Origin of the sequence: Streptococcus sanguinis (assembly GCF_019929145.1) — a bacterium.
Taxonomy (GTDB): domain Bacteria; phylum Bacillota; class Bacilli; order Lactobacillales; family Streptococcaceae; genus Streptococcus; species Streptococcus sanguinis_U.
The window spans coordinates 650,964-663,322 of the sequence record NZ_JAHZOW010000001.1 but is presented as its reverse complement, the minus strand read 5'-3'; the positions used below and the strand labels follow the sequence as shown (position 1 = coordinate 663,322).

At 43.3% G+C, this 12,359-nt stretch carries 12 protein-coding genes; 9 read left to right on the top strand and 3 right to left on the bottom strand.

From position 1 onward, the window contains the following. Window positions 1–7 precede the first annotated feature (7 nt). On the top strand, window positions 8–583 hold the full coding sequence (gene sdbB, locus K1I94_RS03295) for a thiol-disulfide oxidoreductase-associated lipoprotein SdbB (RefSeq protein WP_223314393.1): 576 nt from the start codon (window positions 8–10) through the stop codon (window positions 581–583). Between the two features lie 50 nt (window positions 584–633). On the opposite strand, the gene K1I94_RS03290 is transcribed toward sdbB, so the two are convergent. From K1I94_RS03290 to K1I94_RS03280, 3 genes are all read right to left on the bottom strand, one after another. Next, window positions 634–1,878 carry an NAD(P)H-dependent oxidoreductase gene (locus tag K1I94_RS03290; protein WP_223314392.1) on the bottom strand — a complete coding sequence of 415 codons (1,245 nt, stop codon included), beginning with the start codon at window positions 1,876–1,878 and terminating at the stop codon, window positions 634–636. Window positions 1,879–1,895: 17 nt separating this feature from the next. Then, complete coding sequence (locus K1I94_RS03285; protein WP_111675843.1) at window positions 1,896–2,501, bottom strand: NADPH-dependent FMN reductase; 606 nt, start codon at window positions 2,499–2,501, stop codon at window positions 1,896–1,898. 157 nt (window positions 2,502–2,658) lie between these two features. Further along, complete coding sequence (locus K1I94_RS03280; protein ID WP_223314391.1) at window positions 2,659–3,594, bottom strand: FAD:protein FMN transferase; 936 nt, start codon at window positions 3,592–3,594, stop codon at window positions 2,659–2,661. Window positions 3,595–3,852: 258 nt separating this feature from the next. On the opposite strand from K1I94_RS03280, the gene nox reads away from it, so the two are divergent. From nox to K1I94_RS03240, 8 genes are all read left to right on the top strand, one after another. Further along, on the top strand, window positions 3,853–5,229 hold the full coding sequence (gene nox / locus K1I94_RS03275) for a H2O-forming NADH oxidase (RefSeq protein WP_049547703.1): 1,377 nt from the start codon (window positions 3,853–3,855) through the stop codon (window positions 5,227–5,229). 144 nt (window positions 5,230–5,373) lie between these two features. Further along, window positions 5,374–6,930: a ClC family H(+)/Cl(-) exchange transporter gene (locus K1I94_RS03270; RefSeq protein ID WP_223314390.1), complete on the top strand. Its 1,557-nt coding sequence runs from the start codon at window positions 5,374–5,376 to the stop codon at window positions 6,928–6,930. 118 nt (window positions 6,931–7,048) lie between these two features. Continuing rightward, window positions 7,049–7,921, top strand: coding sequence for an iron uptake system protein EfeO (gene efeO / locus K1I94_RS03265; RefSeq protein WP_223314389.1), 873 nt, complete (start codon window positions 7,049–7,051; stop codon window positions 7,919–7,921). Window positions 7,922–7,925: 4 nt separating this feature from the next. Then, on the top strand, window positions 7,926–9,134 hold the full coding sequence (gene efeB / locus K1I94_RS03260) for an iron uptake transporter deferrochelatase/peroxidase subunit (RefSeq protein ID WP_223314388.1): 1,209 nt from the start codon (window positions 7,926–7,928) through the stop codon (window positions 9,132–9,134). Next, the gene (locus tag K1I94_RS03255) at window positions 9,112–10,812 is read left to right on the top strand and encodes an FTR1 family iron permease (RefSeq protein WP_223314387.1); all 1,701 of its coding nucleotides are present in this window, start codon (window positions 9,112–9,114) and stop codon (window positions 10,810–10,812) included. The genes efeB and K1I94_RS03255 overlap by 23 nt, the downstream gene beginning before the upstream one ends. Next, window positions 10,805–11,521 (top strand): twin-arginine translocase subunit TatC, encoded by a 717-nt coding sequence (tatC, locus tag K1I94_RS03250; protein ID WP_223314386.1) that lies wholly within the window; start codon window positions 10,805–10,807, stop codon window positions 11,519–11,521. Before K1I94_RS03255 ends, tatC begins: the two co-directional genes overlap by 8 nt. Further along, entirely contained in the window at window positions 11,521–11,709 is a 189-nt protein-coding gene (locus K1I94_RS03245) for a twin-arginine translocase TatA/TatE family subunit (RefSeq protein WP_002897604.1), read from the top strand. Before tatC ends, K1I94_RS03245 begins: the two co-directional genes overlap by 1 nt. Window positions 11,710–11,773: 64 nt before the next feature. Beyond that, window positions 11,774–12,355 carry a xanthine phosphoribosyltransferase gene (locus K1I94_RS03240; RefSeq protein ID WP_223314385.1) on the top strand — a complete coding sequence of 194 codons (582 nt, stop codon included), beginning with the start codon at window positions 11,774–11,776 and terminating at the stop codon, window positions 12,353–12,355. Window positions 12,356–12,359 lie beyond the last annotated feature (4 nt).

Genomic DNA, 12,359 nt, shown 5'->3' with positions numbered 1-12,359 from the left:
AAGAAATATGAAAAAAATCGTTACTTTATTAGCAACTGTTTCAGCAGTGGTCTTTTTGGCAGCCTGCTCGGAACAGGAAGAGAAGCCTATGACTATGCCCACAACCAGCAGTTCATCTAGTGAAACCACCCAGACAAGTACAATCGTCCAAGCAGCTGTCGGTCAAGAGGCACCTGACTTTACTCTGCAGTCTATGGATGGAAAAACAGTCAAACTTTCTGACTACAAAGGCAAGAAAGTTTATCTAAAATTCTGGGCTTCTTGGTGTGGACCTTGTAAGAAGAGTATGCCAGAATTGGTAGAATTGGCTGGTAAAACAGATCGTGATTTTGAAATCTTGACAGTTGTAGCACCAGGTCTCCAAGGAGAGAAGTCTGCTGAGGAATTCCCAAAATGGTTTCAAGAACAAGGTTATAAAGATGTACCGGTTCTATTTGACACTTCGGGAGAAATTTTCCAAGCCTATCAGATCCGCAGTATCCCGACTGAAATCCTCATTGACAGTCAAGGGAAAATCGGGAAAATCCAGTTTGGCGCTATCAGTAATGCTGATGCAGAAGCAGCTTTCAAGGAAATGAAATAAAGCGAAAAAAGAATGGACTTATCATCCATTCTTTTTAGTTTGAAAGGTAATTAAGCGCTAGCACCTGATGTCGCATCGGCTCCTCCGTCTCCATGACCTCCATCGCCTCCAGCATCAGAAGCACCAGAAGTAGCGTCTGCGTCTCCATGACCTCCGGCAGGAGCAAATTGTCCGCTGCCTCCAACCAAACGTTGACCAGTTTCTTTTAAGTACCAGTCAAGCCATGGTTGGAAATTAAAGACGATTTCATTGATTCCTGCGTATGATCCGTCAGGATAGTACATAGCTTGGTAGTTGTGGGTATTGATAACGCCTGCAGGTGAACCTGGGACGATTGTACGTACGTATTCTTGGTTTCCGTTGCGAAGTGTTCCGATAACCCACTCTACATTCTTCATCCGAGCTGGTGGAAGAGAGCCGTGAACAGTTGACATGCGGCTACCTGATTGAGGTGGCACACGTTTGGCAAACATGGTGTCTGGGTCTTGGTGGGCGTTGTTGTAGTAAAGGAATTGGTTGTTATCGTCAGCGTATGTCAATTCAAACGGCATAGCCTTCAAGAACATGTCAATCTGGTTAACTGTCAAGATACCATGGTCAAGTTTGACATAAGTATCGCCTGAAACAGCGCCAGTGATTTCAGCGACCTTTTCTACCCATTCTGGATCATCTGGATCAACTTCTGTAATTGTCGTAGCGATTGGTTTTCCGCAGTCTAAATCTTCAGGTTCAATTGGTTTTGGTTTTTTCAATTTTGAAACGACCTCTACATATTTGATAAAGTTATCTAAGCATGTTTCAAGGAAATTCACAGTTCCTTCGTTGGTGATATTGCCATCATTGTCAAAAGCTTCCTTGGCTTTGCCCAGCAAGAACTCGTTGCCTGGAAGGGTGTAAGCATTGACACCAGGAGCGTCTAGGATTTTACGCAGGTGAACTTGAGCACGAGAAGTTCCTTGATCGTAGTATGATGCACCGACAATCATGACAGGCTTGTTTTCGAAAGGATGAACCTCATAAGAGAGCCATTCTAAGACACTCTTCAAAGGAGCACTGATAGTATGATTGTGCTCAGGGGTTGCGATAATGACACCGTCTGCACGTGTGATTTTGTTATACAAATAACGCAATTGGAAGCTTTCATCCCATTTTTCATCTTGGTTAAACATTGGGACTTCATCGATTTCTAAGACTTCCAATTCAAATTTAATTTTGAATTGACGGCGGATGAATTCCAATAATTTTCGGTTGTATGACTGTTTGTAGTTTGATCCTACAATTCCAACAAATTTCATTCTTTCGGTCTCCTATCTTACAATTTTTCCCAGTTAAATTCTTCAGCATCTTTGCGAAGCAATTCTTGTGCGTTGCGCAATTTTTCAGTGATTTTGACAAAGATACGGAAGTCATCAAAGATAGCATCTAACTTTTTGACAACGTCAAGATCTACCAAGTCTCCGCTTTGGTCAAAAGCTTGAAGAGAATGCGAAAGCAAGAACTCATCTGGAAGAACAGTTGCCTTGATTTCTGGAGCGTTCAAAATTTGACGGAGCTGCAACTGGGCACGAGAGGAGCCAAGTGTACCATAAGAAGCACCAGTGATCATGACTGGCTTGTTCAGCAGTGGATAGATACCATAAGAAAGCCAAGCCAGAGCGTTCATGAGCACAGCTGGGATTGAATGGTCGTATTCAGGTGTGCCGATAAGTACTCCGTCTGCTGCATCGATTTTTTGGGCAATTTCTGATACCAACTCAGGCACGTTTCTGTCAGCAGGTTTATTAAACATTGGGATATCTTTAATCTCTACCAGCTCGATTTCAGCCTTATCAGCAAAGTGCTTAGACATATATTGAAGAAGTTGCCGGTTTGTAGAACGTTTAGAATTTGTTCCAACAATTGCAATAAGTTTTAACATAAAATTTCCTTTCTGAAATTAAGATACAGAGCCCTCATGTGTACATTTATTTTTCTTGAGGCAGGTAAAAACCAGAAGAAAGAGAGGGCGTTTTTAAATGGGCATTAGTTATAAAAGCTAGAGCGACAGAGTTACCGCATAGTGAGGTAGCAAATAATTAAGAAGCAGGAATTATCTGCTCTAAAAGTCCTGAGCTACAGAAGATCTGATCGTCTTGGGTGATAATCAATGCTTCGATCCCTGTCTGCTGTTCAATCTGGGACAGAATTGATGTCGGACTTTCACCAAATAGGCGAGTTGTCCAAATTTCGCCATCTACCGACTTGTCTGAAACAATGGTCAGACTAGCCAATTGATTTTCGATAGGATAACCTGTTTTGCGATCCAGAATGTGATGGTAGTTCTGCCCTTCAACTGTAAGGGTTCGCTCGTAGATTCCTGATGTGACCACTGACTGATTGGTGACCGCTAGTATAGCTGAGTGATTGCCGCGAGGCTGCTTGGGATTTTGGATACCAATTCGCCAGGCACGCTGGCTGACTGCATTATGCCCAATTGTCAGGACATTGCCACCAAGATTGATAAGAGCAGAGGTCACTCCCTGACTCAGCAAATAGTCTTTAATCTTATCAGCGATATAGCCTTTAGCCAAGGCACCTAAATCCAGCTTCATGCCTTTCTTAGTCAAAAAGACACTACAATCTTCTGGATTCAACTCAAGCAAGTTTGGGTCGGTCAGACTTAGAGCTTGCTGAATCTCCTCCCTACTTGGGAGACGGGCGTCTGAAAATCCTATCCGCCAGGTCTGGACGAGAGAGCCAATCGTGATATTTAAGTGGCTGCCTTCTGCTTGGCTGTGATATTTCCCCAGCTCAATCAGCTCAAAAAGCTCTGGATGAACTGAGATGCTTTCAATTCCTGCCAGATGATTGATACTCATAAGTTCAGAGTCTTCATCATTGGCACTGAAGCGATTTTTATAGAGATGAAGCAGTTGGACCGCCTCATCTAAGAGTATTTCCGCTCGCTCATGACAGAGAGATATGCAAATCGAACTCCCCATCAAATGAAGTGAGCAAGAAGCAAAGTCCACATTATCACAACCTTTCTAAAATTAACCTCTCTAACCTTATTATATCAAAAAGATACCGGTTTCACAATCTTAAAATTGTTATATTTTCAGAAAATTAACTTTTATAAAAAGCAGTATTTTCGAAGCGATTAGGCAGCAGTAGTACAGCTTTTTAGGCGGTATAAGAATTTTTGAAAATCTCGAGCAAACTTCTTGTAAACGCTCACAGGAGATGATATACTGTTCTAGTAAATTATAAATTAAGGTAGGACTATTCTTATGAGTAAAATCGTTGTAGTTGGTGCAAACCACGCAGGTACAGCGTGTATTAATACAATGTTGGACAATTATGGTGCAGAAAACGAAGTAGTTATTTTTGACCAAAACTCAAACATTTCATTCTTGGCATGCGGAATGGCCCTTTGGATTGGACAGCAAATCAGCAAGCCAGATGGACTTTTTTATGCAGATAAAGAAACTTTTGAAGCAAAAGGCGCAAAAGTTTATATGAATTCACCAGTTGAGTCAATTGATTATGATGCAAAAAAAGTTACAGCTATTGTAGACGGTAAAGAGCATGTAGAGTCTTATGACAAATTGATTTTGGCAACAGGTTCTCAGCCAATTCTGCCTCCGATTAAAGGTGCTGAGATGGATTCTAACAGTCGCGAATTTAAGTCAACCTTGGAAAATCTGCAGTTTGTTAAATTGTATCAAAATGCTGCAGATGTTATTGAAAAATTGCAAGACAAGAGCAAACATATCGAACGTGTGGCAGTAGTAGGTGCTGGCTACATTGGGGTTGAGTTGGCAGAAGCCTTCAAACGCCTTGGTAAAGAAGTGATTCTGATCGACGTTGTGGATACTTGCTTGGCGGGTTACTATGACCACGACTTGTCTGAAATGATGCGTCAAAATCTTGAAGATAATGGTGTTCAATTAGCCTTTGGTCAAACTGTTCAGGCTATTGAAGGTGAAAGCAAGGTAGAACGCATTGTAACAGATAAGGCTAGCTATGATGTAGATATGGTTGTTCTGGCGGTTGGTTTCCGACCAAACACTGGTCTTGGCGCTGGCAAGTTGGAAACATTCCGCAATGGTGCTTTCTTGGTGGATAAGAAACAAGAAACTAGCATCAAAGATGTTTATGCAATCGGTGACTGTGCGACTGTCTACGATAATTCTATCAACGATACAAACTACATCGCCTTGGCTTCTAATGCCCTACGCTCTGGTATCGTAGCAGCTCATAATGCTTGCGGTCATGAATTGGAGTCTAACGGTGTTCAAGGTTCTAACGGTATCGAAATCTTTGGTTTGAAGATGGTTTCAACTGGTCTGACAGAAGAAAAAGCTAAACGCTTTGGTTACAGCCCAGCTGTGGTTGAGTTTAAAGATACTCAAAAACCAACCTTCCTTGAAAAGGTTGAGCACCATGATGTTACAATTAAGATTGTCTATGATAAGGATACACGTGTAGTTCTTGGAGCTCAGATGGTTTCTAGAGAAGATATGTCTATGGGTATTCACATGTTCTCATTGGCTATTCAGGAAAAGGTTACAATTGATAAATTGGCCTTGCTGGACCTCTTCTTCTTGCCACACTTCAACAAACCGTACAACTACATTACTCAAGCAGCTTTGAAAGCAAAATAAGAAAATGAGTCTGGAATAAATTTCCAGACTTTTTTGTAGAGCCTGTAAGAAGAAAACTGAAAGAAGAAATTTATATTTCATCTGTTTATCAGTCCTGCTTTGTGCTAGAATATTGGTAAAGTAACTATTTAGAGGAGATTGGGAATGGCAAAAGATGCTAGCTCACGTGAGGACGACATCAAGAGAGAATTTAATTTCACAACTCATTCGATTATTTCCCAGGTTTTGCGAGGTGTCTTAGTTGGGATTTTTGCTGGACTGGTAGTCGGGATTTTCCGCTTTCTGATTGAAAAAATCTTTCATTTAGTGCAGGATGTCTACCAAAAGAGTCAGCAGTCTTTGCTTTGGTTACTGGCCTTGGTGTTCCTTTATGTTTTCATCGTCTTTCTCAACGCTCGCTGGGTAAAGTCGGAGAAAAATATCAAGGGGTCAGGGATTCCGCAGGTTGAAGCAGAGCTGAAAGGCCTGATGTCGCTTTCTTGGTGGAGTGTTCTCTGGAAGAAGTTTGTGTTGGGGATTTTAGCCATTGCTAGCGGTCTGATGTTGGGTCGAGAAGGGCCAAGTATTCAGCTAGGCGCTATGAGCGGCAAAGGCGTCTCTAAATTTCTGAATTTGAGTGCCGCTGAGGAGAGAGCGCTCATTGCCAGCGGTGCAGCAGCAGGCTTAGCAGCAGCTTTTAATGCACCAATCGCAGGTCTCCTATTCGTAGTAGAAGAAGTTTACCGTCATTTTTCACGCTTTTTCTGGGTTTCTACTCTGGCGGCCAGTCTAGTCGCTAACTTTGTCTCGCTCTCCATGTTTGGCTTAACACCAGTGCTGGACATGCCGGATAATATTCCAGTTATGAGACTGGAGCAGTATTGGATTTACCTAGTCATGGGGGTGCTGCTGGGCTTGTCAGGCTTTATTTATGAGAAAGTCATTTTGAATATTCAGCTTGTTTACCAGTTTTTTGGGCGAATGTTTAGGATTTCAGAAGCCTACTATCCTACTTTGGCCTTCGCCTTGATTCTTCCGATTGGTTATTTCCTACCTCACTTGCTGGGCGGGGGCAATCAGTTGATTTTATCTTTGACCGCTAGTCATTATACTGTGGGAACCTTGCTCTTGTTTTTTGTTCTGCGTTTTGTTTGGAGCATGCTGAGTTACGGAAGCGGGCTGCCAGGTGGTATTTTCCTGCCTATTCTAGCTCTGGGTTCACTTCTGGGCGGAGCAATGGGGGCGGTCTGTCTGCAGCTAGGTTTGATTTCTCAGGAGCAATTTCCGATTTTCATTATTCTGGGTATGAGTGGCTATTTTGGCGCCATTTCCAAGGCTCCTCTGACAGCTATGATTCTGGTCACAGAGATGGTCGGCGACATCCGTAATCTCATGCCGTTGGGACTGGTCACTCTGACTGCTTACATTATCATGGATTTGCTTAAAGGAGCGCCAGTCTATGAAGCCATGCTGGAAAAAATGTTACCAGACAGTATCGAGGACCAGGGAGATACAACTTTAATTGAAATCCCTGTTTCTGAAAAGATTGCTGGTCGGCAGGTGCATGAGCTAAACTTGCCTGATGGGGTCTTGATTACCATGAATGTCCACAAGGGCAAGACTCAAACGGTCAATGGTAGCACGCGCCTCTATCTGGGAGATACGATTTACTTGGTGCTGAAAAAGACGGAAATCGGGAAAGTTAAAGAAGAGCTGCTTTAATGGTCTTAATATAGAGTTTTTGATTAAATTGTCAGACAATTTCTTGAAATATAAGAGAAAAACTGGTATAATTTACAGGAAATAATCTCTATCTAGGAGAGAAAACAAAGGAGTCACCATGAAAAAACTTGGCATCGTCCTATTTTCAACGGCAATTTTACTGACTGGCTGTGCAGCCAACAACTCTTCAAACAAGACTGGCTCAAGCAGTCAAGCATCCAGCAGCCAAACGGCTGTCAATCAGAAAGAATTGGACAAGGCGACAGCGGATTACAAAACGTTTGTCCAAGGACAAATCGATCAGCTCCTGACAGATACGGAGAAGTTTCGTGACACCCTTAAAGAAGGCAAACTAGATGAGGCTAAAAAGCAATATCCACTTATCCGTATGGCCTATGAGCGCTCGGAGCCGATTGCTGAGAGCTTTGGTGAATCAGATGTTAAAATTGACTTCCGCTTAGTCGACTATGTGGACGAAAACAAGACCGAAGAAGGCTGGTCTGGTTTCCACCGCATCGAAAAAATCATGTGGGAACAAAATACGACCGAAGGAACTGAAAGCTATGCTGATCAGCTGGTCAATGATATCAAGGAGCTAAAAGCTAAAATCGCAACAGTTGAAGTGACTCCAGATATGATGCTGACAGGCGCTGTTGACTTGCTCAATGAAGTGGCGACCAGCAAGATTACAGGTGAGGAAGAAGTATTCTCTCATACAGATCTCTATGATTTCCGTGCGAATATTGAAGGAGCAGAAAAGATTTTTGAGCTCTTTAAGCCATTGATTAAGGATAAGGACGAGAAACTCGTCAAGACCTTGGAACTTGAGTTTAAAAACGTCAACGGTCTTTTAGACAAGCACATGACCGACTCGGAAAACTACAAACTCTATACAGAATTGACAAAAGAAGACACCAAGGAGCTAGCAGAAGCAGTTACCAAACTGGGTGAGCCTCTTTCACAAATGGGAGTCATTCTAAACGGGGAGTAATCATATGACAAACGACGAAAAATGGTTTAATAAAAAGATGGATCGTCGTGAATTTCTTAAAAAAGCAGGGATTGGAGGCGCTGGTCTTGCACTGGGTGTCTCTGGTGCATCTGCTTTTTTCGCTAATCAGGCGAAAAATGATAAGAAATTCGCTGACGGTGAGGAAGAAATCAGCTTTTACGGGGAGCATCAGGCGGGTATCACAACTCCGATGCAGAAGAATATCTACTTTGTTGTGTTGGATTTGCATACGACAGATAGGGAGACCATTATCCAGCTCTTCAAGGACTGGACAGCCTACAGTGAGAAGCTGGTAGATGGAGAATTGGTCAAAAAAGATAATTCCAATGCTCTTTTGCCGCCAACAGACACTGGAGAAACTGTCGGTCTCAACCCTTATCGACTGACTTTGACCTTTGGGGTCTCAGCCTCTTTTCTGAAAAAAATGGGCTTGTCAGACAAACGACCTAAGGCTTTTCGGGATTTGCCGCCTTTTCCAAAGGAGCAGCTCAAAGAAAAATATTCGGGTGGCGATATTGTCATTCAGGCCTGTGCAGATGATGAGCAGGTAGCCTTTCATGCGGTCCGAAACCTGGTCCGCAAGGGGAGAAATGCCATCACTATGAAGTGGAGTCAGTCAGGCTTTGCTGCTATCGGAGACCGGATGTCAACGCCTCGTAATCTCTTTGGATTTAAGGACGGTACAGCCAATGTAACCAAAGAAAAAGAGTTCGATAAGGTCGTTTGGTGCGATAGCAAGGATTGGATGCAGGGCGGCTCTTACATGGCTGTCCGCCGGATTCAGATGTTCCTTGAGACCTGGGACCGAACCAATCTGCAGGAGCAGGAAAACACTTTCGGCCGCTATAAGGAGAGTGGAGCGCCTTTTGGCAAGAAAGACGAGTTTGACGAGGTTGACTTGGACCTGCTGCCAGAGGATTCACATGTCCGCCTGGCCAAGGAGGTTGATAAGCCCATATACCGTCGGTCTTATTCTTACTCGGATGGGATTGATGAAACTACTGGTCAGTTCGACACAGGCTTACTCTTTCTTTCCTTCCAGAAAGATCCTGATAGCTTTGTCAAAGTTCTAACTAATCTAGGCGCTCAAGATAAGATGAATGAATATGTCACGCATATCGGCAGTGGTTTGTTTGCCTGCTTTGGTGGAGTGAAAAAAGGAGAATACCTTGGTCAAAAATTATTTGAATAAAAGCCTGGTGATTTTGGGGCTTTTGCTTGTCTTTTTAGCTAAGCCGGTTTTAGCGGATGATAGCTACAGCAGTTTATTCGTCAAAATCACTGATGCTAGCACTGCAGTCAAGCAGAAGGACCAGGAAAAAGCCAAGCAGCTAGTCGGAGAAATCAAGACTGACTTTGAAAAGGTGACTAATCATGACTCAGCAGCGGGACAAGAGGTAAGTAAGGCACTAGACTTATCGGGTCAGGTGACGGAGGAGAAGCTGACACAGATTTCTTCTGCCCTTTTGAAATTTGAGAAAGAGCAGAATCCAGTCGACTTAGAGGCTGAGAAAAAGAAGCTTCTCAGTAAGCTAGAGCCCAAATTTGAAAATCTACAAAAAGCTATTAGCGCTAAGGATTTAGAAGCGACAAGAGAAGCATACAAGAAGATGAATAGCACCTGGACCACCAATGAAAGCGTGGTGCGAGACAACAGCACAGCTCATTATGGCAAGGTAGAAACAGCTATTTCATTCCTGCGCAGCGCCATTGAGACGGAGCCTACTGACTTTGACATGATTCAGTCTTCTTTTGATGATTTGAAAATCGCCATTGATAATTTTGTCAAAGGCGAGAAAGTCCAAGAAGCTGCTGGTAATCTGACGCTGAAAGATGGGATTAAGTTGCTAGAGGAGGCCTTAAGTCTCTTCCAAAGCGGAGATGATAAAAGGGCTGCTGCCAAGATGAAAGAGTTCATCACCATTTGGCCAACGATTGAAGGAGATGTCAGTGTCAATAATCCTTCGCTTTATACCAAGGTTGAGAGTCAGACACCTGTTATTATGGTCAAGGGGAGCGAAGAGAAGTATCAAAAGCAGCTAGAATCCTTGATTAGTGAGCTGTCCCAGATTGACACGACAGCTTCCTATCATTTCTTTGATGCTATGCTGATTTTGCTGCGTGAGGGTGTAGAAGCGCTCTTGATCGTCATGGCTTTGATAACGACTCTGAAAGCCTCCAAGATGAAAAAAGGACTCAAATGGGTTTATGCCGGCGCAGCGAGTGGAGTTCTAGCCAGTGCTGTGATTGCAGCTTTATTGCAGTTTCTTTTCCCGGCAGTTGCTTCTGGATCCAATCGTGAAATTATTGAAGGTGCAGTGGGAATTTTCGCTGTCGCCATGATGATATTGGTTGGTATCTGGCTGCACAGCAAGGCATCTATCGAGAAATGGAATGACTTTATGGAAAGCCAAATGAAGGCTGTAACAGCCACAGGCAGTTTTCTTTCCATGTTTGCACTTAGCTTTCTGGCAGTTTTCCGTGAAGGGGCTGAGACTATCCTCTTTTATGCGGGAATTTTACCGCGCATCACTATGACTGATTTCCTTTTGGGAATCGGCTTGGCTGTTCTGGTCTTGGTTTTGCTGGCCTTTATCATGAGCAAGGCTTCAGGTCTTCTCAAGCCACACAGCATTTTCTTCTGGCTGACTTGGCTCATCTATGCTCTGGCCTTTAAAATGCTGGGTGTCAGCATCCATGCTCTTCAGCTAACCAATATTCTACCGACTCACTTAATCAATGGCTTTGTGACTGTAGACTGGATAGGGATTTATCCAAGCCTAGAAGTAGTAGTTAGTCAGGTATTCTTTATCCTGCTAGTCGTTTATGTTAGCTTTAAAAATCAGAAAAGCGAGCAGCAGCATGGATAAAAAGGAGCAGACTATTATTGAGCATTTGACAGAGTTCAGACGGCGTTTTCTAGCGGTATTAGCTTGCTTCTTCGTGGTTTTTCTGGTTGGCTTGCTCTTTTCAGCCGATATTTATCGATGGCTGACCAGTAATTTTGAGCAGAAGCTGCTGGTGCTGGGGCCGGATGATATCCTTTGGATTTATATCAGTCTGGCTAGTCTGGTCGCTTTTTCCCTGACCTTGCCATTTCTTGTTTATCAAGTCTGGGAGTTTGTCCGACCGGCTTTGCGAGCCAATGAAGCACGGGCTGTTTTCGCTTATATCCCAGCTACCTTTCTCTGTTTTGTTCTGGGGCTGGCTTTTGGCTTTTATTTTGTGACTCCGGCTATTTTGCAGGTCTTGCTGTCGCTGGGTGAGGGCCTCTTTGAGACACGACTGACAGCGCAGAATTATCTTAGTTTCGTCTTTCATACCACTATTCCGATTGCCTGCCTTTTTGAGTTGCCGGTTCTGGTGTTCTTTCTGACTTCAATTGGTTTGCTCAATCCGAAATTTTTGGTAAAATATAGACGATACGCTTACTTCATTTTGCTGGTTTTAGCAGTTGTCCTGACACCGGCTGACTTTATCAGCGACTTGTCTATGACAGTACCTTTGATTTTGCTCTATGAAGTCAGCATCCTGCTTAGCCGCATCATTTATCAAAGAAAATCAACGAGGAGAAATTAATGGGACTTTTAAAAGACATCGGAGTACCTGGGGTAATCATTATTGTTCTGGGAGCCCTGCTTATTTTCGGACCAAAACGCCTGCCTGAACTGGGGCAATCTATCGGTAAAATGTTTTCAGAATTCAAAAAAGCAGTCAATCATGCTGGAGAAGAAGACAAGACCGAGAATAAAAACGAAAAAGAGTAAAGGAAAAGCACGGATATCTGTGCTTTTTTGCTAGAGCCAAGATGGCTTATGAAATGGAGTACAAATGAAAACATTAGAAGAACGGATTCTCAGAGATGGACAAGTCTTAGGTGAAAATATCTTGAAAGTTGACTCTTTTCTGACCCATCAGGTTGATTTTTCTCTGATGAAAGAGATTGGCCAGGTCTTTGCGGAGGCGGTAAAGGATGCAGGAATTACCAAGGTAGTGACCATCGAGGCTTCTGGTATTGCTCCGGCTGTCTACGTAGCAGAGGCACTGGGTCTACCAATGATTTTCGCTAAGAAGGCCAAAAACATCACGATGACAGAAGGGATCTTGACGGCTGAAGTTTATTCTTTTACCAAGCAAGTGACTTCGACCGTTTCGATTGCTGGGAAATTTCTCAACTCTGATGATAAAGTGCTGATTATTGACGATTTTTTGGCGAATGGTCAGGCAGCCAAGGGATTGATCACCATTATTGAGCAAGCAGGAGCCCAGGTTGAGGCAGTTGGCATTGTCATTGAAAAATCGTTTCAGGGTGGCCGTCAACTTTTGGAAACTGCCGGTTATCGTGTCCTTTCTTTGGCGCGAATCGCAGGATTTGATAAAGGGCAGATTGTCTTCACCGAGGCAGATATATAATTTC